This is a genomic window from Tenacibaculum sp. SDUM215027 (assembly GCF_050566205.1).
Classification (GTDB): Bacteria; Bacteroidota; Bacteroidia; order Flavobacteriales; family Flavobacteriaceae; genus Polaribacter.
This window is the reverse complement of record NZ_JBNXUE010000008.1, coordinates 1-23,579: the sequence shown is the minus strand read 5'-3', so window position 1 is coordinate 23,579 and position 23,579 is coordinate 1. Positions and strand designations below refer to the sequence as shown.

Genomic DNA, 23,579 nt, shown 5'->3' with positions numbered 1-23,579 from the left:
AAAGACCTGTTAAAAAAAAGAATGTTACATGTTTAAATGTTAAAAAAATGTAAAAACTAAAATTGATTTTAATTATAAATTAAAGTACAAATTATAAGGTATTATAAATTGAATTTGTATTTTTGTTCGACTTTAAAAATTCATATCTAATGAACTTACACGAATATCAAGGTAAAGAAATATTAAGCAGTTTTGGCGTTCGTATTCAACGCGGAATTGTTGCAAATACTCCAGAAGAAGCTGTTGAAGCAGCAAAGAAATTAACAGAAGAAACAGGTACAGGTTGGCACGTAATTAAAGCTCAAGTACACGCAGGTGGTCGTGGAAAAGGAGGTGGAGTTAAGTTAGCTAAAAACTTAGACGAAGTAAAAAGCATTTCTGATGATATTTTAGGAATGATGTTAGTAACTCCTCAAACTTCAGCAGAAGGAAAGTTAGTTAACCAAGTGTTGATTGCTGAGGATGTATATTATCCTGGTGATAATGAGCCAGATGAATTTTATATGTCAGTTTTATTAAACCGTGCTACTGGTAGAAACATGATTATGTACTCTACTGAGGGAGGTATGGATATCGAAACTGTGGCAGAAGAAACTCCACACTTAATTTTTACAGAAGAAATTGATCCAGGTACAGGATTATTACCTTTCCAAGCTCGTAAAATTGCTTTTAACTTAGGATTAAGCGGTGGGGCTTTAAAAGAAATGGTAAAATTTGTTACCGCTTTATATACAGCATACATCAAGTCTGATTCTTCGATGTTTGAAATCAACCCAGTATTAAAAACGTCTGATGATAAAATTATGGCAGTAGATGCTAAAGTATCGTTAGATGAGAATGCTTTATATCGCCATAAAGATTATGCAGCAATGCGTGATTTACGTGAAGAAAACCCAATTGAAGTAGAAGCTAAAGCTGCAGGATTAAACTATGTAGATTTAGATGGTAACGTTGGATGTATGGTAAACGGAGCTGGTTTAGCAATGGGAACTATGGATTTAATTAAGCAAGCAGGTGGTGATCCAGCTAACTTCTTAGATGTTGGTGGTACTGCAGATGCACAACGTGTTGAAACAGCTTTCGGAATTATTTTAAAAGATCCTAACGTAAAAGCTATCTTAGTAAACATTTTTGGAGGAATCGTTCGTTGTGATCGTGTTGCTCAAGGTGTTGTAGATGCTTATAAAAATATGGGAGACAAAATTAATGTGCCTATTATTTGTCGTTTACAAGGAACAAACGCTAAAGAAGCAAAAGAATTAATTGATAATAGCGGAATGGAAATTATCTCAGCAACTGAGTTCCAAGAAGCAGCCGATAAAGTAGGAGAAGTTTTAAACGCTTAAACTACCTTTTAATTCTTAGTTAGAATATAAAAAAAACCTCACTGTTGCAGTGAGGTTTTTGTTGTATATGCTATTTTTGACTAGAGAGTAATATTTCAAACCTTCTTCTATTACAATTTTATTTATACCCTTTCATTTGAATATAATTAAAAATTGTATCTACATAAGAGTTATATTCTCCTCTAGCAGAAGGTTCGTCAGAAATATCTATTAGATTCTAAATGTAATATAAGACCTCTTGGTTTATTCTTCCTTTCAATTTCTTTACTTTATTAAAATTATAGTATTACAAATTCCCTTTCAAAACCTCAATTTCATCGCGTAACTGTGCAGCTACTAAAAAGTCTAGCGCTTTAGCAGCTTCTTCCATTTGTTTGCGTTTAGTGCGTATGCGTTTCTCTATTTCTTGTTTTGGTAAGTATTCTAACTCTTGTTCAGCAGCTTTTTGAGCCACATTATCATAATGATACGAGGTAATTGCATTTTTAGATAGCGTATTGTCTATCTTTTTATTGATTTGTGTTGGTGTAATTCCGTGAGCGGTGTTGTAATTAATTTGCTTTTCACGTCTACGATTGGTTTCATCAATCGTTAGTTGCATGCTGTTGGTAATTTTATCAGCGTACATAATTGCTCTACCGTTTACGTTACGTGCAGCACGACCTACGGTTTGTGTTAACGAACGGTGTGAACGTAAAAAGCCTTCTTTGTCAGCGTCTAAAATAGCAACTAACGATACCTCTGGTAAATCTAAGCCTTCACGAAGTAAGTTTACCCCGATAAGTACATCAAATAAACCTTTTCGTAAATCTTGCATAATTTCTACACGCTCTAAAGTATCAACATCGGAATGAATATAACGACAACGCACCTGAATTCGTGTTAAGTATTTTGCCAATTCCTCAGCCATACGCTTGGTTAAGGTAGTCACTAAAGTACGTTCGTCTTTTTCAACACGAATTTGAATTTCTTCAATTAAATCATCAATTTGATTTAAACTAGGACGAACTTCAATTTCTGGGTCTAACAATCCAGTAGGTCGAATTACTTGTTCTATAAACAAACCTTCGGTTTTTTGTAATTCGTAATCTGCTGGGGTTGCCGACACATAAATCACTTGATTTTGTAAAGCTTCAAATTCTTCAAATTTTAACGGACGGTTGTCCATAGCAGCTGGTAGGCGAAATCCGTATTCTACCAAGTTTTCTTTTCTACTTCTGTCGCCTCCATACATCGCGTGAACTTGTGGTACGGTAACATGACTTTCGTCAATTACCATTAGATAATCATCAGGAAAATAATCTAACAAACAGAAAGGTCGTGTTCCGGCTTCTCGTCCATCTAAATAACGAGAGTAGTTTTCAATTCCTGAGCAATACCCCAATTCACGAATCATTTCTAGGTCGAATTCAGTACGTTCTTGTAAACGTTTTGCTTCTAAATGTTTTCCTATCTCTTTAAAATAATCTACTTGTTTCACCATATCCTCCTGAATTTGATGAATGGCGTTTTGTAGTATGTCAGGAGATGTTACGAATAAGTTAGCAGGATAAATATTAAGTTTTTCTAAACGTGTAATGACTTCGTTGGTTTCAATATCAAAGGTTTCAATTTCTTCTATTTCATCTCCAAAAAAATGAACTCTGTATCCATTATCTCCATAAGAAGGATAAATGGTAACGACATCACCTTTTACTTTAAACGTTCCACTTTTTATTTCAACTTCGGTACGTGCATATAAACTTGTTACTAAGCGATGTAAAAATTTGGTACGAGAAATTTGTTGATCAGTTTCAATGGTAATAACGTTCTTTTTAAACTCTGTAGGGTTACCTATACCATACAAGCAAGAAACAGAAGCTACAACCAATACATCTCGACGTCCTGAAAGTAGGGAAGAAGAGGTGCTGATTCGTAAGCGTTCTATTTCATCGTTGATTGATAAATCTTTCTCAATATAGGTTCCTGTAACTGGAATATAGGCTTCAGGTTGATAGTAATCATAGTATGAAACGAAATACTCCACAGCATTGTTTGGAAAGAACTGTTTGAACTCAGAATATAACTGTGCTGCCAAGGTTTTGTTATGAGCCAAAACAAGTGTTGGTCGTTGTACTTCAGTTATAACATTGGCTACAGAGAATGTTTTACCAGACCCCGTAACCCCTAAAAGAGTTTGATATCTTTCATCGGCTAAAATTCCGTTTGAAAGTTGTTTTATCGCTTGGGGTTGATCTCCAGTCGGTTTAAATTCTGAGTGTAATTCAAAGTTCATTCAACAAAAATACGGATAGTTTATGTGAAAAACTATCCGTATGATTTGTAATTATTTGTGGCATTTTTTATTTTCTTAACAAAGAAAAATGACCTGTTTTTTTACGAGTTTTTCCATTAGTGTCAATTAACTCAGCATTGTACCAATAATCATTTGAAGGAAGGATAGTACCATTGTAAACCCCATTCCATCCAGGGTGATTTTTATCTGTGATTTCACTGATAAGTTTTCCATAGCGGTCATAAATCTGAACTTTAACAACATCGTAATAATCATTATTCACTCCTAACACTTTCCAAGTATCAAAGTGCCCATCACCGTTTGGTGTAAAGTGACGTTGAAAGTAAATAGTTGAAATTTGGTTTGAAGATACAACACCACAACCATTACGATCTCTAATAGAAATAGAATTTAAACCAGGTGGGATGTCTGTAAATATAAAAGTTAAGTTTTCATCTCCTTTCGAAAAGTCACTAAGACTGGTACTATTCAATGCATATTCATAATCTCCAATTCCATCGACAGTGATTTCAATTTTATTACTTTCTGGATTATCTAGATCATCTACAGATTTAATATTAACGACTAATGCTTGATTGGATTCTTTTACAAAAAAAGTATTATAGCCCATACAAAGAGAATTTATGTTTGGGTATTTTCTATAAGTTTCAACTTTATACTCTCCTGCAGAATTTGCATTTATAATAGCAGATGTTTCACCTGAAATTAATTTACCATTTAAGTACCACTTATAGGTGTCGATTGGATTCCCTGTGTCAGCATTTAAAGGGATTGTATGTGGTTGAGGGTTTGACCTTGGGTTATCGATACATAAAATTAAGTCATTAAGGTCTCCTTGAGGTACGGGGATCTTTTCTACAAAAATTTTAAAACTTCCAACTGCTTCACATGATGTAGCTCCTTTGTTAGAGATTCTAACATATACATCAGAATTATCGGTAAATAAGTCGTCTTGGTATGGAGGTAGAATTTGATTTGTTTGTAATGAAGCGTCTTCTGCTGTTCTGTAATATTGGAAATCATGAGTAGTTTCAGATAATGTTCCACCAGAGTTATTAATTATTTCTTGAGTTTTCAGAGAAAAATCAAGAAAACCGTTGTTAGTACCAATACTAAATTTAGCACCAGGATTAGATGCGTTTTGATCTAATTCATGAATATATTCATTGGTATATGAAGTTAACCCTGTAGGGTTTACTTGTAAGTTGATAATTTCAGTTTGATAGCATTGGGTCGTGTTGTTAGTAACCCTTGCAGTTATTGAGTGATTTATGGCTACTGAATTAGTGTAATTGTTCTTGTTGATAGGTGTTGAAAAACTAGTATCGGATGTTTCAAAAAAGTCTATTGTAACTTTAGAAAGGTTATTGACTAGAGCTCTTTCTAGTATTTCTAGGTTAAAAGTAGTGAAGCCATCAATGGTATTGTTATCAAAATCACATTGAATATAAGGTTGAATTGTATTGATTATAGGTTTAGGTTCGAATGTTACTTGAACTTTACCTGTGTATGTTTTTTTACAATCCGCACTAGATTCTATTTTAACTTCGTACAAACCGCTTCCAAAATTAGTATTATTTATAATTAAAGATCTTGTGCTAGTTATTTCTGTTCCGTCTTTAAACCATGTATAAATATCGTTTGGGTTATTAATTTCAGGAACTATTTCGTAGTCATCTCCTATACAAAATACTTGTTTTGTGTTGCTTAACACTACATTAGAGTTTGCATTGAGCAATTTTACAGGAGCAAAAAAAGACTGAATAAAAGGAGGTAGTCCTTGTGTAGTTTTTCCTCTTCCTAGATCAACAGCTATTGGATTGTATGTGACATTATTAGCTTTTTCATCAGGGTTTTCAATAGCGCCTAAATATGATTTATCTGGAATAGAACTGTATATTTTTCCGTCTGAAGCTAGCTGTAAAGCACCTCTATACCCAGACCCTTTCCATACTTGAGCTTTTGTTAGCGCTACATCTCTATCAAATAAGTCAAATTGAAGAATGTTAAAAGTAAAAGGTGGAATAAGTAAGGAAACATAAAGTTTAGATGATTGTGGGGAAAACTCAACTCCATATGGTATTCCATCCGTTAAAGGGGTAGTAAGTATAGTTCCTGAAGAAGTAACCTTTCCTGTAATATTATCAAAATCATACAAAACTAAACGACCATTTCCTAAGTCGTTTACGCCAGCAGTAAAGTCTGCTAAAGCAACTTTTGTTCCATTAGGCGATACTTTTAAGTATCCTCTTTTGTTAAGTACTTTGTAAGACGAAGCAGAGGTTATAGGGTTTAAGTAGTCTACTCCATTTTCTGTTACTTTATAAGCATAGAAAGTATTTCTAATAATTGAGAGAACCCATATTTCTTTGCAGTTTTTTCCTTGTACAGCAGTAATCTTTTCAGACCATAGTTCATCTTTTCCATCAGATAAACTTATAGGCCCTGATGTGATTTCACCTCCATTACCTTTTGAGACATCTATAGTGTAGAAATTAAAACCTGGATTAGCGTCTGCAGGTTTAAGAACAAAATCTGTACCTACTGTAAAAATATAGTAGATATTCTTGTCTTCTGGTTTTGGAACTATTAAACCAGATTGAGTACTTGTAGGGTTTCCTTGTAAATTATTAGCAAGGCGTCCATCTGAATACTTCATTAATTCATGGTTTTTTGTCCAAACATTAATTCCATCTGAATAAAACAATAAGCTACCATTTTCATCTGAAATAGTTGAACAACCTTCGTCTGTTTTTAGTAGTCCATCATTTAATGTTACTGGATTTCCTGAGTTGAAATCCAGTCCTGCATTGTTCCCGAAATACCAAACATTTGCTTCTTTTTGGCTATACAGAGAAATAGAAGCTATAAAGAAATATACTAGAAGTAGTCGTTTTTTCATTTTAAATGGAATTAATTATATAAATAAAACAACTAAGCTACATAAAACCCTCTATAAATCTCGTTTTTTTAACAAAGCATATGATGAATAAATAAAAATAGTTGTCCAAATTAATACAATTACTATGTTGAATAAACTAACAGAATAATCTTTCGTGAAATTTTCTCCTATTTGATTTGCCACTGATTTAACTGCACCTAATCTTGTAAAAGGTTCTTTAATTAAGTTTGCCATTGACTCTAGAGGGAAAAACTGCATAATTGAATTAACAGCCTCATCAACACCAGTTTTTACATTTCTAAATGTCCAATATAAATATCCTTTAATTAAACTTTCTACAATTAACCAAACAATCATAGCAGCTACAGCAAAGGCAGATCGTTTAATTAAGACTCCTAAAAACAAACCAAAAGAGAAAAAGCCTAAAAGTTTAATGAAAAAAGCAAATAAATAACCCAAGTCTGAAAATATGATAGAAATTTCATTAAAATCAGAATATATAGCTCCAAGAATTAATGAAACTGCAAAAACAAAAACGGTAGAAATAAGAGAAAAATCTATAACAGTATAAAATTTTGAAAGAATAAATTCTTTTTTGCTTAATCCATCAATTAAATTTTGTTTTAAAGTTTTATAACTGTATTCGTTTGCCATCATGGAAACAATAACTAGTAATAAAAAGAATTTAAAAATAGCAGCCATATATGTGTTAAAGTGCCAGATATAAGGGAAATTAAAAATTCCTTGTTCAGCTAAATGAAACTTAATAGGACCTATATCAAATTTTATTGCTGCAATTAAAGCGATTGAGGTTAATAAAGCGAAATATATAATAGAAAGAACTTTACTAGCTCTGTTATATTTTAATTTATGAATTTCTATATTTAAAAGTCGTAACATGATGTAGGTTTATTGGTTGTTGGTTAGGTCTAAGAATTGTTGCTCTAAGCTAGGTTTACGTTTTACTAAATGAGAAAGAGATACACCTTTGTCATATAAAAATGTATTAATTTCTGATGCTGACAATTCTGAAGCTAGACTTGCTATTAAAATTCCATTCTCTTCTTTAATTTTTCCTATTGCTGGATGATTTTCCAAAAGTTGAATAAGTGTATCTTGATTATCTGCTTGAAGTTCAAAAAAACCATTTGAAGCGCTCATTTCATCAACTCTACCGCTATATAGTTTTACACCATTTCTAATTACTACAACGTGCGAACATACTTTTTCAACTTCGTCAAGTAGGTGAGAGGCAAGTAAAATTGTGGTTCCATTTTTAGCAATTTCTTTAATTATTTGACGAATTTCATGAATTCCTTGAGGATCTAATCCATTTGTTGGTTCGTCTAAAATTAAAATCTCAGGATCATTTAATAGGGCAGAAGCAATAGCTAAACGTTGTTTCATTCCTAAAGAATAAGTCTTGAACTTACTGTTTCTACGTTCATAAAGGTTAACAGTTTTTAATTTTTCATCTATTTTATCGTATGAAACTCCTTTAATTTTACATATTAATTGTAAGTTTTGAACAGCACTCATGTATGGATAAAAATTAGGGCGTTCTATAATCGCTCCTACTTTTTTTAATGCTTGGTGTGTAGAAAGGTTTCCGTTAAACCAGCTAAAACTACCTGAGGTTTTATTTACTACATTTAAAATAATTCCTAATGTGGTCGATTTTCCACTTCCATTAGGACCTAAAATTCCGTAGACAGTCCCTTTTTGAATATCGAAAGAAAGGTTGTTTACGGCATGAACTTTTCCGTATTTTTTATCGAGATTTCGAATAGATAAAATTGTTTCCAAGCTATTTTGGTTTTTGTTGATTATATGTATTTGACGATTGATGTAAATTATTGTTACAATGTATAAAAAAGAAAAGACTTCTTAAATTTAAGAAGTCTTTTACATGTTTTTTTAATGTATTTATACCTTATTTATTGTCTATCAATCTAAAGCCTTCACCATGAATGTTTAAGATTTCAACATTCTCATCACTTTTTAAGTATTTACGAAGTTTAGCAATATAAACATCCATGCTACGAGACGTAAAATAGTTATCGTCTCTCCATATTTTTGTTAAAGCTAATTCACGAGGCATTAAGTCATTCTTATGAACGGCTAACATTCGTAAAAGTTTACTTTCTTTCGGTGATAATTTTTGTGGTTCACCACTTTTGTATATTAAATGACGTAGTTTAGAGTTGAAGTCAAAAGCCCCAATTTTAAATTCAAACTCATCATTGTCATTTGTTTTTTCGGTTTCTTTACGCTGTAAAATAGCTTTGATTTTATGTAATAAAACTTCTGAGTCAAAAGGTTTATTTAAATAATCATCAGCACCTACTTGATACCCTTTTAAAACATCTTCTTTTAGTGTTTTAGCGGTTAAGAAAATAATAGGGATTTCTTTGTTAGTCGAACGAATGTCTTCAGCTAAAGAAAAACCATCTTTACGAGGCATCATTACATCTAAAATACATAAGTCGTACTCTGCATTTTTAAACATAATTAAACCATCTATTCCATCTTTAGCATGTGTAACATTGTAATCATTTAATGCTAAATAATCTTTCAGAACTGTTCCAAAATTAGGATCATCTTCTACTAATAATATTTTTTTACTCCCCATTTCTTAATAATTTATATTAATGGTAATTTAACTGTAAATGTGCTTCCTTTACCTTTTTCACTTTCAACATAAACGGTACCTTGGTGACTATCTATAATTTCTTTTACATAGGCTAAGCCTAATCCATGACCTTTTACGTTGTGTATATTCCCTTTATGTTCTCTATAAAACTTATCGAACACATATTTTTGAGCATTTTTACTCATTCCTATACCTTCATCTTTTATCTTAAAGATAAAGTATTTATTTGTGTTTTCAGTAAAAACATCAATTTTTGGTGCGTTTTCTGAATATTTTAATGCATTTTCTAATATGTTAACAACAACATTTGTTAAGTGAAACTGATTTCCAAGAACTTCTGTCGAAATAGCTTCAAAATGAGTTGTTACACTTCCTTTTTTGTCGTCAGTTAATAGCTGGATATGTTCAGTAGCCTCTTCAATTATGTCGTGCATATCTACTGCATCCTTACTAATTTCAATCTGGTTCTTCTCGAGTCTTGAAATTCGTAATACATTTTCTACCTGTCCATGCATACGCTTATTTTCATCGCGAATCATTTGAACATATCGCTTTACCTTTTCTTCGTCTGATATGATTTTTGGGTTTTTAATCGCATCTAAAGCTAAGTTAATAGTAGCAATAGGTGTTTTAAACTCATGTGTCATATTGTTTATGAAGTCTGTTTTTATTTCAGAGATCTTTTTTTGACGAATAAGCTGATATAATGATGTTGAAAAAGCAGCAATGATAATTCCTATAAAGAATAAAGAAAGTATCAGTACCTTCATCATACCTGAAAGCAGATTCTTTTTCTCGTTAGGGAATTTAACATATAACTTGTACTTACTATTTCCATTTTCATCTTCCAACAACGGATAGTTAATATCTTCTGGTTGTATGTTAAAGTATCCAGATTTTAATTGTGTTGCTAATCCATCTTCATAAACAACATATTTAAAATCTTGTGTAATATTCATTTTAGCAAACTCTTCTTTAAGAGTGTAGCTCAATTCTTTATTACTTATCCTTTGATTAATAGGAAACACGGCTTTACTTCGTCTAAAAGCATGTTCCATTACTTCATTATTCCAACTATTATAAGGTCTAAACGTAGAGTAACGATTTTCTTCTAAAAAAGGCTTAAAATCTTTATTTTCAGATTTTATTACCTGAGAAAAATAAATGTCTTCTTTCCCAGAGTAGCGCTTGATAATGATAGAGTCGTTATCTACAAACTCATTAGGCATTTTAATACTCTCTTCTAAAATAGTACTACCAAAAGAAAATTTTTTCTTACTAACTGTATCAACTTGTTGAAAAAGAAAAGTCGTTATTTCAGCATCAGTTCTTAGCTTATCGTTTTCAAAATAGTCTTTATAATTTTGCTTAAACTCTAGATACTCTCTCTCTTTTATATTTTCAGAGGTGCGAGCCAAAGCAATTTTCACATTGTTTTTAAATTGTTCCTTTTTATTTTTAATAGCATCATTAATCCAATACACTTGAATAGATATGATTCCTATTAAAGAAATACTCATTAAAACAACAATGAGAATAAAAATTTTCTTACCCATTATTCAAAAATAAATTAATAAAATTTAGGCGTATAATCTTTTAACTTAGATTAACAAAGTTACTATAAAATTAAGATAATTTTAACAAAAAATATTGGCAAAACGTAAACTAACTTATCTTTTCTGTTAAATAATTGTGGATTTTTAAGACTTGTTCTTTTGATTTTGTAAGTGTAATGTTTTCAATTAAATAGTTTGATTGAAGATTTTTTTTAGTTTCGTTCCATTGATTTTTGATTCTGCTTTTTACTTCTTCAATGGTTGAGTTATCTCTTTTAATAACTCGGTTAATTCTTATGTCTATTGGAGCGGTAACTGTAATAATTTTATCACAGAAAGAATCGCTTCCGTTTTCAAAAAGAATGGCATTTTCGTATAAAATGTAATCTTTATTACTATTCTCTTTAATAAAGTGTTGCAAATGTTTATTAACGACAGGGTGAACGATGGCGTTAAGCGTACTTAACCTTTCTTTGTTGTTAAAGACAATTGAAGCTAAATAAGGCTTGTTAAGTTTATTATTAATATAAACTTGTTCACCAAATTCAGTAATTAATTGATTTTTAATTTCAGCTGATGTGTTCATTAGCTTTTTGGCTTCATCGTCAGCAATGTAAATAGCAATATTTTCAAACTCTGAAAACATTTTAACTATGGTAGATTTTCCACTACCAATACCGCCTGTTAAACCTATTACCATGTTATTCGTATATTAAAAAATCAATCTTATTAGGAACTATTCTTACTAATGTAACTATATCAGGAAGATCTTTTATTTGAGGGGTAAGATAGTTTACTTCTTTGTATTTAGATTGTAGGTAATCACATTCTACTTTAAATAAGTCAGGGGTTACTTCATTAAAATTTTGCAGACCGACTTTATAGATGATCTTAACTTTCTTAGGAAAGATATTAATTCCTTTTGGAGCGTTTTTAACAAACACAGGGATCTCTATTTCTCCTTCTGTAAATTTATCAACGTCAATACTGATTTCAGCAGTTGAATGACTTGATTTTAGTTGTACATTTTCAGGGAAAATAATAGGGGAGGTAATATTAGTGCTTTTTGATAAATTTTCTAAACTTATATTTTCTAAGGTTAAAAACTTTGTGCTTTTAATATAGGTCTCATCTCCAGAAATTAAAACACTATCGGGAGTGATTGTAACAGGTTTAGAGAGGTCATACCCTAGTTGAAAAGTGATATTTAAGTTAGGTTTTAAAGGGATTTTTTTTGAACTAAGCGTACCAATTTTTATAGGAATCGTGTCTTCTTTAATTTCAATTAATTCAATACTAGATTTTAATTGCTCTTGAATATCTGAAGTTAGGTCTTTAGACAAAAAATAGTAATTAGTGCCAGTTTTCTTTGAAGTTTTATTAAGGTTTAACTTAATAGGTTTATGGGTAATGCTAGCAACAAACAAATTATATCCACTACTTTTTAGTTTTAAAGAAAGCTTGTTAATAGGTGTTTCTATCAATGTTTTTTGTTGCGGTAGTTGTATGTATTCAACATCATACACAATAGTAGTATCATATTCTTTTGATAAATTGATAAGCAACCAAAAAAATACAGAAGCAGTTAAAAAACCAAAGAAAGTTTTAGGTATGTTAAATTTTGTTTTCAAGAAATAGTTTATTGACGCAATCTACGTAAAAAACAAAAAAGTGAGCTCAAGAGCTCACTTTTTTTATAAAATAATAGATTACTATTTTTTAGTTTCAGTAGAGTGTTTTTTACTCATTTCCATAGAAATGGCAGAACGCTCAAATTTTATTTTACCAGCGCCAGTTTCAATAGTAACTGTATTGTCAGTATCGTTAATTTCAACAATTTTACCGTGAATACCACTAGTGGTAACTATTTTTGCTCCTTTTTTGATTTCAGTTTGAAATTGCTTTTCCTTTTTTTGACGTCTCATTTGTGGACGAATAATTAAAAAGTAAAAAACAGCAATCATTGCTACAAAAGGAAGCATGTTCATTAAACTTTCTTGAGAACTAGCTTGTAAAAAAATGGTTGTAAACATTATGAATTTTTCTTTTTAGGAGTTACCATTCCAGAAATCTTAATAACCTCTCTACCTTTTTCAGTGTTGGTAGTTAGGGTAATAGATTTTGATTGTTTGTTAACTCTTCCGTTGGTGTTAAAACTAACTTTAATATCTCCTGTTTTACCTGGAGCAATAGCCTCTTTTGGCCATTCAGGAACAGTACATCCACAAGATGCTTGTGCATTTGTAATGATTAAATCACTCTTACCAGTATTTGTTACTAAGAAGGTCGTTTTAACAACTTCTCCTTCGTTAACAGTACCAAAGTCAAATTCTTCTTTGTCAAAAGAAATAACAGGAGCACCTAAACCAATAGAGCTGTCTCTTTTTTCTGCGTTTTCAACATTTTCTTTTTTAACTTTTGATGAAGCATTTCCTTGTCCACAAGAAACTAACATTCCTGCCGATACAACAAATGCTGCTATTACTGCTATTTTCTTCATTGTAAAAATATTTTTAATTTATTGTAAAAATACTAATTTATTATAATAAACCTCTACCAATTTTTACCATCTTGTTTGAACTTAGGTAGTCTTTGGCTAATTTATCTAAAACACCATTTATAAAGTAACCACTTTTATTCGTTGAATAATCCTTAGCTAGTTCAATATATTCGTTTATAGTAACTCTACTTGGAATAGAAGGGAAGTGTAAAAACTCAGTAATTGCCATTTTAATAATAATCATATCAATATCAGCAATTCTATCAGCTTCCCAATTAGGAGTTTTTTCTATGATGTCTTCTTCGTATTTGTGTTGATGTAACATCGTTTTTGTAAACAAATCAGAAACAAATATTTTATCCTCATTATCTTTATATAAACTACCTAAAATAAAAGGTTTATTAGCTTTTTGTTTGTTTAAAGATTTAAGAATCCAAGTGTTTACAAAAGGAATATCATCTACCCAAGAGATCATTTTATCTTCAAAATAATCAGCTAACTTTTCATTAGGAGCTACTATTTCTCTAAAAAAGTCGATAACAAAAGCTTTGTCTACATTATAAGAGTCTTCAATAGTATCCATATACTTTTTATAAAGATCGCTTTTTTGTAGCTCATCTAATAAAATCTTTACGTACTCATCATCAAGATCCCAGTAATTTAGCTTGTTAAGCTCAATATACCCCTCTAAACTCACACTTTCGTTAAGTAAGTTTAAAAGCTTGTTATCTATAAATTTTGTATTTGGATTCAGTTCTTCTTTAGTAGCAAGTATTTTCTTTTTAGAAAGCTCCATTCTCTTACGAGCTAATTTTTGCACTTCAACTAATAATTGAAGATTTAAAACGTACAAATCGTACATTTTTTGAATGCTGTGTTTTAAGAATTTTCCTTCCTTAACCAAATCATCGCTATGCGATTGTTGCATCGCATAAGCCGACTGCATTACTTTAACACGAATATGTCTTCTGTTAATCATTCTAAAGAACTTTAAAAAAAAGAGCGATAGAAACCATTTCTAACGCTCTGCAAAAGTAAAACTTTTTTATTTTTTATCTAGCTATTTTGCTCTTTTTTGCGAGCATCAATTCTTGCTTGTGCAATATTGAAAGCAGCTTGATGTGTAGTGATGTTTTCTTTTTCTGATAAATTGAAAATATCTAATGTAGTATTGTAGATGTTTTCGGTTCTTTTTAAGCTCTCAGCTTTATCGTAACCTACAACCTCAGCATATACATTAATAATACCACCAGCGTTAATTAAGAAGTCAGGAGCATAAGCAATTCCTTTTTCTTTTAACATTGTACCGTGTTTTAACTCATTAGCTAATTGGTTGTTAGCTGCACCAGCAATAACTTTAGCTTTTAATTGAGCAATACTTTCATCATTAATAGTAGCACCTAAAGCACATGGAGCGTAAATATCAACATCTAATCCAAAAATGTCATTACCTAACACCACGTTAGCACCATATTTTTTACTTAACTCTTCTAAACGAGCTTCATTAATGTCGTTTAAAACAACTTGAGCACCTTCATCAGTAATGTGCTTTACTAAAGTTTCTCCAACATGACCAACACCTTGAACTAATACTTTTTTACCATCTAAGTTTTCAGTTCCAAACTTATATTTAGCGGCAGCCTTCATACCCATGTAAACACCGTAAGCTGTTACAGGAGAAGGGTTTCCAGAACCTCCAATACTTTCAGAAACACCTGTTACGTGTGGAGTAACTTCACGGATAATATCCATATCTCGAGTTTCCATTCCAACATCTTCGGCAGTAATATACTTTCCGCTTAAAGAATTAACAAACTCACCAAACTTACGCATTAAAGCGTCATTTTTTTGAGTTTTAGCATCACCAATAATAACTGCTTTACCACCACCAAGGTTTAAACCAGTAATAGCAGACTTGTAAGTCATACCACGAGACAAACGTAACACATCGTTTAAAGCTTCCCATTCACTTTTATATTGCCACATTCTAGTACCTCCTAAAGCAGGTCCTAAAGTTGTATTATGGATACCGATAATTGCTTTTAAACCTGTATCTTCGTCGTTGCAAAAAACGATTTGCTCGTGATTGTCAAAAGATAACTGACCAAACACTGGGTCATTCTTAAGATCTTTAGTATCAATGATTTCTGATGTCATTTGTTTTGTTTTTTAATTTGAGATGATTTGGATAATCTCAAAAATTAGAGGGCAAAAATAAGAAATCGTTAAAACATAAGCAAAAAAAGAAGTCTCAATTATGGTATCTTTAACAAGACGTCTTTATAAAGTTTAACTTTTATAATAAAATAGAATTGAAAGCATTACAATATTTAAACAAGTACTTTGTTAAATACAAATGGAGATTATTACTAGGAATTTTAATTACAATATTATCAAAAATACTGACACTAAAAATCCCCAATTTTGTTGGTGATTCATTAAATGTTGTAGAAGACTATCAGTTAGGTAAAATAACAGAAATGTCAGAGGTGAAAAGTATTCTTTTTACAAATATCCTACTTATAGTTGGAGTAACATTATTAGGTGGTTTTTTTACTTTTTTAATGCGTCAAACTATTATTGTAATGTCACGATTAATAGAGTTTGATTTAAAAAACGAAATTTATCAGCAATACCAACGACTATCACTTAATTTTTACAAACAAAATAGAACAGGTGATTTAATGAACCGTATTAGTGAAGATGTGTCTAAGGTACGTATGTATTTTGGGCCGGCTATTATGTACTCGTTAAATATGCTGGTATCTTTCGCTGTTGGCTTTACCCAAATGTATGCGATTTCACCAAAGCTTACTTTGTATACAATGATACCTTTTCCGGTTTTATCAATATCAGTTTTTGTTTTAAGTAAGCAAATCAATAAGCGAAGTACTGTAGTTCAGCAATATCTTTCAAAGTTAACCACTTTTAATCAAGAGTTCTTTTCTGGGATTAATGTAGTGAAATCGTATGCAATAGAAAGTGCTGTGATTAAAAATTTTGATACGTTAGCAGATGCTAGTAAAGACAAAAACATTAACTTATATAAAGTACAAGCGTTGTTTTTTCCATTGATGATTTTGTTAATAGGAATCAGTAATATTATAGTGTTGTATGTTGGTGGTAGTTTATATATTAATGATGAAATTAAGGTAGGAGCCATTGGAGCATTTGTGATGTATGTAAACATTTTAACTTGGCCAGTAGCTGTAGTTGGTTGGGTTACTTCTATGGTGCAACAAGCAGAAGCTTCTCAGGAGAGAATAAACGAGTTTTTAGAGCAAGTTCCTGAAATTAAAAACGCAAATGAAGGAGAAACTATAATAGAAGGAAATATTGAGTTTAAAAATGTTTCTTTAACATATGAAGATACAAATATTACTGCGCTAAAAGATGTTAGCTTTAATGTGGAAAAAGGAGAAACGCTAGCAGTTTTAGGGAAAACAGGAAGTGGCAAATCATCAATTATCAATTTAATTTCACGTTTGTATGATACTACAGGTGGAAATGTGTTAATGGATGGAAAAGATATTGAGACCTGTAATTTATATGATATAAGAACCCAAATTGGGTTTGTACCTCAAGAGCCATTTCTGTTTTCAGATACGATTGAAAACAATATAAAGTTTGGTAAAGAAGACGCGACAGAAGAAGAAATTATTGAAGCAGCTAAAAATGCAGTAATTCATGAAAATATTATTGACTTTAAACAAGGATATAAAACTATTTTAGGAGAGCGTGGTGTTACGCTTTCAGGAGGTCAAAAGCAGCGAACTTCAATAGCGAGGGCTATTATAAAAAATCCTAAAATTTTAATTTTTGACGATTGTTTATCAGCAGTAGATACTGAGACAGAAGAAAGGATATTATCCAATCTAGAACGAGTTTCTAGTGATAAAACAACGATAATAATAAGTCATAGAGTATCATCAGCAAAAAATGCAGACAAAATAATTGTATTAGATAACGGAAAGATAATTCAGCAAGGTATTCATAATCAATTAGTAAAAGAAGAGGGGTATTACAAAGAGTTATATGAGCAACAGCTTTTAGAAAAAGAAATATAGCATTTCGTATTGTCAAGTCAAATATTTTGTTAGATTTGTTGAGAAAAATTTAAGTAAACAACTATTATTTTAAGTAGCGAATTATGAGCGAGAGAGTAGAACAAGAGGAAATCTTTTCACAAGTTTTAAGAGCAGGAAGAAGAACATATTTTTTTGATGTTAGATCTACAAAGGCAGATGATTATTATTTAACCGTGACAGAGAGTAAGAAGTTTACTCATGATGATGGTTCTTTTCATTATCAAAAGCATAAAATTTACTTATATAAAGAAGATTTTAGCGACTTTAAAGAGATGTTGAACAAAGCAACAGACTTTATCGTAAACGAAAAAGGATCTGAGGTAATCAGTGAGCGTCATCAAAAAGACTATAAAAAGGAAGAAAACGTAGAAACAGAAGCAACTTCAACTGAAAGTTTTACTGACGTTTCTTTTGACGATATTTAAACAGAAGAAACTGTTTTGCATAACTCTAAACACAAATGTATAATTTGTGTTTAGAGATTGGATTGTGCAGAAAAAAATCAATTCAAATTCAATTTACACTAGAAAAACCGCCAGTTGTTGCACAGCAATTGGTGGTTTTTTATTTTTAGATAAGCGACTTTATTTTGTTTGGTAGTTTTGATGCGAATTCAACCAGCTGCTTATAAGTTAAAGTTCTACCTACTCTACTATTAAGTTTATCTTCACCCTGGTTAATCCTAAGTAATTTTTGTTTCATAGGAAAGCGAGTTTTTGAGTTTATCTAAATATAATAAAAAAAACTGAATTTCAGTGGGTTAAGTTTGTTTTGGTTTGAAAAAAATAATCAACTAGGCATTTTTCCTATAAAACTTTTTTCATTGTAGTTGTTTTAGCAACTGTTTCTTTCCACTCTTTTGTAGGGTTACTGTCTTCTGTAATTCCTCCTCCAACATAAATGTATAGAATATTGTTAGAAACCTCCATACAACGAAGATTAACAAATAAGTTACTTTCTTTAGCGTTAATATTTAGCTCGCCTAAAAAACCTGTATAAAACCCTCTATGATAACTTTCATTATCCAAAATAAACTGTTTTGATGCTTCTAATGGTAGTCCACAAACAGCAGGAGTGGGGTGTAAAGTTTTAATTAAAGAAGCAGTATTAGTTTTTAGCTTACCATTAAGAACTGTTCTTAAATGAAGTAATTTACCTGCTTTAATAGTTTCAACTTCTGATGTTGTAATTTTTGAAGAAATATTTGATAACCTATCAATGATGTAATCAGTTACAAATTGTTGTTCTTCTAACTCTTTTGGTTGCCAAGTAACATTAGTTGTACCATTATAAACTTGTGTTCCGGCCAAAGCCATAGTAGTAAAATTCTTATTTTGAATACTAACTAAGGTCTCTGGAGTAGCTCCTAACCACATCCCAACCTTAGGATGATACCAAACATATACAAAAGCAGTAGGGTAGTTACTTAATAGTTTTTGAAAAGTTTCAATAAGATTAAAATCAGCTATTTCAACTTTTTCTTTTCGAGAAAGTACGACCTTTTTAAATTGCTGGTTTTTAATAGCTGCTATTCCTTTTTCAACTAGTTGAATATGATTCTCTTCGGAAGTAGTATCAGGAGTGTGATTTGTGTTGTTAACTAAGATAGTATCAAAAGTAGTTTTCTCTTCAATATATGTTGATTGATCCTTAGGGATTAAAATAGCTTTCTCCTTACTATCAAACGGAGCAAAAATAAACCCACTTTCACTATAATTTTCCGAAGCAATTAAATTATCATTTTGTTGAAACCATCCTCTTATTTTAGAAGTATTTGGTTTTCTATAAGTAACAAAAGGTAATTGTTTGTCTAAAGCTTCTTTTATGTTTGAAAAAATACTCAATCTAATTGTTGTATTAAATGTTTTTTAATCGTGTCAAATTTACTCCAAATAAACCCATGACCAGCATCAGGGACGCTAATTAACTCAAACTGATTTTTAGGAAACTGATCCTTTAAAAATAAAGAGTTTTGAAAAGGAACAATCCAGTCACTAGTTCCATGAATGCTTACAACCTTGTTTGGAGTTGATTTCCAATTATTTTCAAAAAGTAGTAAATCCTGTTTATGAGATAACTTTTCTCTGCTAGCTTCTTGCCAAATAGGAGGAACAAGCCACCGAGTAAGCTTCCACTTATATAAGTTTAAAGGCCAAGGCATAGGCTCTACTTTGCTATAAACAGCAGGAGCCAATAATAGTACTTTTCGAACTTTTTGATGTAAAGCTAAGACGATAGGTCCGCCATAGGAATAACCTACTAGGATTGTTTTGTTAGGATTAGTATCTTGTAAAATGTTCTTCAGCATGTCACGCTCAAAAGCAATACTTTCCTGAACTGGGCTTTTATCTTGATAATTATAACCAACTCTATCGTATGAAATTATATTAGCTTTGTTTAGTAATAAACTATCTTTCATATATCTTACAAAATCGGTAGAAGAGCCTATGGTTCCATGAACAAAAACGAGTGTAGGTAACGTCGTATCTTTTAGAATAGAAAGTTTTCTATACTCAAAACCTTTAAAATTTTCATTAGTGAGAACAGGAGTAACGGAACTACCTGAAAACTTTTCAAGTACTTTTGTATCAGATTTAGGGACAGAAAAATTCCAAAACAAGTAATACAGAATAAGGAAGAGTACAAAGAGAGCAATTCCAATAATTTTTAAGATTTTTTTTAGCAATTTCATGCTATTGTTTGTCTAAAACAATATTGGTAATCTTACAAAGAGAAATCAAATTATTATCTTCATCAACAATTCTCACTTCCCATAAATGTGTAGTTCTACCTTTATGAATTGCTTTAGCGGTAGCAAAAACATGTCCTTCTCGCTTACTTTTTACATGATTGATGCTTAGCTCAATTCCTTTAACAATTTTATTAGAGTCTCTTAAAAAAAAAGCAGAAGCACAACTTCCGACTGACTCAGCCAAAGCAGCAGTAGCACCACCGTGTAATATTCCGTAGGGTTGGTGTACTTTAGGCGTTACAGGCATTTTAGCAGTAATAAAATCATCCCCCAAATCAATAAACTCTATTTCTAAAGTTTCCATCAAGGTATTTTTATTGTAATTGTTTAAGATAGTAAGAGATTCTTGCTTGTTCATTGTTACTAGAAATTATCACCCAAAAATACGTATTTTTGCATTGAATAAAAATGATAGAATGTATAAAGTACGCGTAATTTTAGATACGAAAGAAGATGTAATACGAACACTGTTAGTAAATGAAAAAACTTCGTTAGAAAACCTACATTTTGATATTGCAAAAGCGTTTGGTTTTAACGGACAAGAGATGGCTTCTTTTTACCGTACCGATGAAGATTGGAATCAAGGAGAAGAAATTCCACTATTCAATATGTCAGAAGCAGGAGAAGGAATTTCAATGTCAACATGTATTTTGAATGAAACCTTACCTAATCAACACGATAAGTTAATTTATGTGTATGATTTCTTACAAATGTGGACGTTTTATGTAGAGTTGATAGAACAATCAAACGAAGTACTTACTGAAACAAAAATGATTTTATCTGTAGGGGAGTTACCAGAAGAAGCTCCTGAAAAAGAATTTAAGGCAGAAGATCTTTCAAAAAATATAGATGATGAAATTGATGATGAATTCAATAATTTTGAAAGTCTAGATGATTTTGACTTTGATAATTATTAAGCTATGGCACAATTTATAAAATTGTATAACGACAATCCCAATCCGAAAGAGATTGAAAAAATTGTAAAAGTTTTACGAAATGGAGGGTTGATTATCTATCCAACCGATACTGTTTATGGTTTAGGTTGCGATATTACCAATACTAAAGCACTAGAAAAAGTAGCGAGAATAAAAAAAGTAAAGCCAGAAAAAGCTAACTTTTCGTTTGTTTGCAACGATTTGAGTCACTTATCAGATTATGTAAAACAAATTGATACAACCACCTATAAAATTTTAAAAAGAGCACTACCAGGCCCATATACTTTTGTGTTACCTGGAAGTAATTCACTACCAAGAGCTTACAAAAAGCGTAAAACGGTAGGTATTCGTGTGCCAGATAATAATACTGCCAGAGCCATTGTAGCAGCTTTAGGGAATCCTATTGTATCTACGTCTATTCACGATGAAGATGAAGTATTAGAGTATACAACCGATCCTGAATTAATCTTCGAGAAATGGCAAAATATTGTCGATGTTGTAGTTGATGGAGGTTATGGAGATAACCATGCATCTACTGTAATTGATTTAACAACTGATGAACCAGAAGTACTTCGTGAAGGAAAAGGAAGTTTAGATATTTTGTAAATATTAAGTCTGGTTGAAATCTTAAAAAATCACTTTTTAATTAAAAGCGTAATCCTTATCTTGGTACAGAATAGAAAAAGGATATATGTTTTTACTGGATAGATTCCCCAACGACAGCGGACCAATATATCAAGAAACCATAGCAGGCAGATTGCCCGTTGAGCCTTTCAATACTTTTAGTAACTTAATTTTTATTATACTACTGATTTACTTCGGAAGAAGAATCTATCAAAACCCTAAACAATATCCATTTTTTCTGTTTGCCATTCCAGTAATATTTATCAGTTGGATAGGAGGCACCATGTTTCACGGAACACGAAGTCATGAGTTTTGGTTGTTGTTAGATTGGGTTCCTATTATGATTGTATGTTTAGGAGCTATTATTTATTTCATAGGAAAAATTAAAAAGAAATGGTGGCAACGATTAGCAATAATTGTAGCTATACTTTTAGTATCCGTTTTACCAAGATTTTTACCAATACCTTCAGGATATAGAACATCGTTTGGATATGCAGTAACAGCATTTGCAGTAATAACCCCGTTAATTTGGTATGCTTACAAAACACATTGGAAAAACGCAAAGTATATAATGTATGGAGGAATGGTATTTGGAATAGCGTTACTATTTAGAACTTTAGATAATAAAGTAGAGTTACTACCTATGGGAACGCACTGGTTATGGCATACTTTCGGCGGAATTGCAGTCTTCTTCCTATTATATTATATCTATAAAGATGAGCAAGAATTAACGTAGTTCAGTAAATTCTTTCCTTCCTTTAGCGTAATACTGCCAAACTATAGACTTGTGTTCGTAGTAATTCGATTTTTTAGGAGATTCATTTCTCTTTTTTATGAACTTAGGAAGATGCATATAAAAACTAAAATGAGCTTTTAAAATAGCAAACAAATGATTAGGTTTTCCTTCCAATAAAAATTTAAGGCTTGCTAATCCGTCTAAGACCAAACGAGAAAAAATGATTGGAAACAATTTCCTAGAAGGTAAGTTTTTAACTAAGTTGAGTAAACTATTCCTAAAATTTAAAAACGTTTTTCTAGGGTTTAAAGTATCCAATGTAGCACCACCTACATGATATACAGTTGATGTACCAACATATTTTATGGTGTGTCCACTATTTTTAGCACGCCAGCACAAATCAATTTCTTCTTGATGTGCAAAAAAGTCTTCATCAAAACCTTTGAGTTGATGAAAAATCTCTGAACGAATAAAAAAACAAGCTCCCGATGCCCAAAAAATTTCAGAAGTATCGTTAAACTGTCCGTTATCGGTTTCCAAGTCGCTAAACAAACGACCACGACAATACGGATACCCAAAGGCGTCAATAAAGCCACCACCAGCACCTGCATATTCAAACTTCGATTTATCTTTAAAATCTAAAATCTTTGGTTGAATAATCGCAGTGTTAGCTTCTTTCTTAAAAGTATTAATAACAGGAGTTAACCAATCTTTGGTAACTTCAATATCAGAATTTACTAAACAATATACATCTGCATCAATATGTTGCAAAGCATCGTTGTAACCTTTTGCATAACCACCATTCTCGGTATTTTTTACAATCTTAACAGTAGGGAAATGCTGCGTAACAAAGGTAATAGAATCATCTGTAGAAGCATTGTCAGCGACATATACTTCTGCTTCTTCAGAACTAAAATTCACGACAGAAGGTAAAAACTGCTCAAGCAATTTTTTTCCATTCCAATTTAATATGACGATTGCTGTTTTCAAGATGGCAAATTTACAGTTTATAAATGAATTTGCATTAGAAAATATTAGTCATTCCGACGATAGAAGGAATCTGATAAGGTGAGTAATTCTTATGCTTAAGATTTCTCCTTTCATTTCACTCTAGTTCGAAATTGTAAAGGTTAACTAATTCGTTGACAAAATCTTATATTTTGTTATGCGTATAAATACAGATGATTTAAC

At 31.3% G+C, this 23,579-nt stretch carries 22 protein-coding genes; 6 read left to right on the top strand and 16 right to left on the bottom strand.

All coding sequences use genetic code 11. The annotated features are described in order from the left end of the window. Positions 1–149 precede the first annotated feature (149 nt). Entirely contained in the window at positions 150–1,346 is a 1,197-nt protein-coding gene (gene sucC / locus ACQYZ7_RS15590) for an ADP-forming succinate--CoA ligase subunit beta (protein ID WP_430730642.1), read from the top strand. A 286-nt stretch (positions 1,347–1,632) separates the two neighbouring features. On the opposite strand, the gene uvrB is transcribed toward sucC, so the two are convergent. The 12 genes from uvrB to ACQYZ7_RS15530 form a co-directional block, all read right to left on the bottom strand. Continuing rightward, positions 1,633–3,621, bottom strand: coding sequence for an excinuclease ABC subunit UvrB (gene uvrB / locus ACQYZ7_RS15585; RefSeq protein ID WP_430730641.1), 1,989 nt, complete (start codon positions 3,619–3,621; stop codon positions 1,633–1,635). Positions 3,622–3,688: 67 nt separating this feature from the next. After that, entirely contained in the window at positions 3,689–6,544 is a 2,856-nt protein-coding gene (locus ACQYZ7_RS15580; RefSeq protein ID WP_430730640.1) for a T9SS type B sorting domain-containing protein, read from the bottom strand. A 51-nt stretch (positions 6,545–6,595) separates the two neighbouring features. Then, positions 6,596–7,444 carry an ABC transporter permease gene (locus ACQYZ7_RS15575; RefSeq protein WP_430730639.1) on the bottom strand — a complete coding sequence of 283 codons (849 nt, stop codon included), beginning with the start codon at positions 7,442–7,444 and terminating at the stop codon, positions 6,596–6,598. 9 nt (positions 7,445–7,453) lie between these two features. Further along, positions 7,454–8,350, bottom strand: a complete 897-nt coding sequence (locus tag ACQYZ7_RS15570; protein ID WP_430730638.1) for an ABC transporter ATP-binding protein — start codon at positions 8,348–8,350, stop codon at positions 7,454–7,456. A 127-nt stretch (positions 8,351–8,477) separates the two neighbouring features. Beyond that, positions 8,478–9,176 (bottom strand): response regulator transcription factor, encoded by a 699-nt coding sequence (locus ACQYZ7_RS15565; protein WP_115900566.1) that lies wholly within the window; start codon positions 9,174–9,176, stop codon positions 8,478–8,480. Between the two features lie 11 nt (positions 9,177–9,187). Continuing rightward, the gene (locus ACQYZ7_RS15560; RefSeq protein WP_430730637.1) at positions 9,188–10,753 is read right to left on the bottom strand and encodes a sensor histidine kinase; all 1,566 of its coding nucleotides are present in this window, start codon (positions 10,751–10,753) and stop codon (positions 9,188–9,190) included. Between the two features lie 109 nt (positions 10,754–10,862). Then, on the bottom strand, positions 10,863–11,453 hold the full coding sequence (coaE, locus tag ACQYZ7_RS15555) for a dephospho-CoA kinase (RefSeq protein ID WP_430730636.1): 591 nt from the start codon (positions 11,451–11,453) through the stop codon (positions 10,863–10,865). A gap of 1 nt (position 11,454) precedes the next feature. Then, positions 11,455–12,384 carry a hypothetical protein gene (locus ACQYZ7_RS15550; protein WP_430730635.1) on the bottom strand — a complete coding sequence of 310 codons (930 nt, stop codon included), beginning with the start codon at positions 12,382–12,384 and terminating at the stop codon, positions 11,455–11,457. An 81-nt stretch (positions 12,385–12,465) separates the two neighbouring features. Continuing rightward, a complete protein-coding gene (gene yajC / locus ACQYZ7_RS15545) occupies positions 12,466–12,786 on the bottom strand; it encodes a preprotein translocase subunit YajC (RefSeq protein WP_430730634.1) in 321 nt (106 codons plus the stop codon). After that, the gene (locus ACQYZ7_RS15540) at positions 12,786–13,253 is read right to left on the bottom strand and encodes a DUF1573 domain-containing protein (protein ID WP_430730633.1); all 468 of its coding nucleotides are present in this window, start codon (positions 13,251–13,253) and stop codon (positions 12,786–12,788) included. Before ACQYZ7_RS15540 ends, yajC begins: the two co-directional genes overlap by 1 nt. 40 nt (positions 13,254–13,293) lie before the next feature. Continuing rightward, a complete protein-coding gene (gene nusB / locus ACQYZ7_RS15535) occupies positions 13,294–14,232 on the bottom strand; it encodes a transcription antitermination factor NusB (RefSeq protein WP_430730632.1) in 939 nt (312 codons plus the stop codon). Positions 14,233–14,309: 77 nt separating this feature from the next. Beyond that, entirely contained in the window at positions 14,310–15,410 is a 1,101-nt protein-coding gene (locus ACQYZ7_RS15530) for a Glu/Leu/Phe/Val family dehydrogenase (RefSeq protein WP_430730631.1), read from the bottom strand. Between the two features lie 155 nt (positions 15,411–15,565). On the opposite strand from ACQYZ7_RS15530, the gene ACQYZ7_RS15525 reads away from it, so the two are divergent. Both ACQYZ7_RS15525 and ACQYZ7_RS15520 read left to right on the top strand, forming a co-directional pair. Then, positions 15,566–17,320 (top strand): ABC transporter ATP-binding protein, encoded by a 1,755-nt coding sequence (locus ACQYZ7_RS15525; RefSeq protein ID WP_430730630.1) that lies wholly within the window; start codon positions 15,566–15,568, stop codon positions 17,318–17,320. Between the two features lie 83 nt (positions 17,321–17,403). Beyond that, on the top strand, positions 17,404–17,766 hold the full coding sequence (locus tag ACQYZ7_RS15520; RefSeq protein WP_430730629.1) for a PUR family DNA/RNA-binding protein: 363 nt from the start codon (positions 17,404–17,406) through the stop codon (positions 17,764–17,766). A gap of 381 nt (positions 17,767–18,147) precedes the next feature. Here the strand turns inward: ACQYZ7_RS15520 and ACQYZ7_RS15515 are convergent, their stop codons facing one another. The 3 genes from ACQYZ7_RS15515 to ACQYZ7_RS15505 are packed head-to-tail and all read right to left on the bottom strand — an operon-like array spanning position 18,148 to position 20,451. Next, the gene (locus ACQYZ7_RS15515) at positions 18,148–19,185 is read right to left on the bottom strand and encodes an isochorismate synthase (protein ID WP_430730628.1); all 1,038 of its coding nucleotides are present in this window, start codon (positions 19,183–19,185) and stop codon (positions 18,148–18,150) included. Continuing rightward, complete coding sequence (locus tag ACQYZ7_RS15510; protein WP_430730627.1) at positions 19,182–20,033, bottom strand: alpha/beta fold hydrolase; 852 nt, start codon at positions 20,031–20,033, stop codon at positions 19,182–19,184. Before ACQYZ7_RS15510 ends, ACQYZ7_RS15515 begins: the two co-directional genes overlap by 4 nt. A 1-nt stretch (position 20,034) precedes the next feature. Then, complete coding sequence (locus ACQYZ7_RS15505) at positions 20,035–20,451, bottom strand: PaaI family thioesterase (RefSeq protein ID WP_430730626.1); 417 nt, start codon at positions 20,449–20,451, stop codon at positions 20,035–20,037. 58 nt (positions 20,452–20,509) lie between these two features. Here ACQYZ7_RS15505 and ACQYZ7_RS15500 point away from each other — a divergent pair, with 58 nt between their 5' ends. From ACQYZ7_RS15500 to ACQYZ7_RS15490, 3 genes are all read left to right on the top strand, one after another. Further along, on the top strand, positions 20,510–21,010 hold the full coding sequence (locus ACQYZ7_RS15500) for an IS1096 element passenger TnpR family protein (protein ID WP_430730625.1): 501 nt from the start codon (positions 20,510–20,512) through the stop codon (positions 21,008–21,010). 3 nt (positions 21,011–21,013) lie between these two features. Then, the gene (locus tag ACQYZ7_RS15495) at positions 21,014–21,634 is read left to right on the top strand and encodes an L-threonylcarbamoyladenylate synthase (protein WP_430730624.1); all 621 of its coding nucleotides are present in this window, start codon (positions 21,014–21,016) and stop codon (positions 21,632–21,634) included. An 85-nt stretch (positions 21,635–21,719) separates the two neighbouring features. Next, positions 21,720–22,388 (top strand): hypothetical protein, encoded by a 669-nt coding sequence (locus ACQYZ7_RS15490; protein ID WP_430730623.1) that lies wholly within the window; start codon positions 21,720–21,722, stop codon positions 22,386–22,388. On the opposite strand, the gene ACQYZ7_RS15485 is transcribed toward ACQYZ7_RS15490, so the two are convergent. After that, entirely contained in the window at positions 22,380–23,378 is a 999-nt protein-coding gene (locus tag ACQYZ7_RS15485) for a glycosyltransferase family 2 protein (RefSeq protein WP_430730622.1), read from the bottom strand. The two genes, ACQYZ7_RS15490 and ACQYZ7_RS15485, sit on opposite strands and share 9 nt — an antisense overlap. Positions 23,379–23,579: the final 201 nt, after the last annotated feature.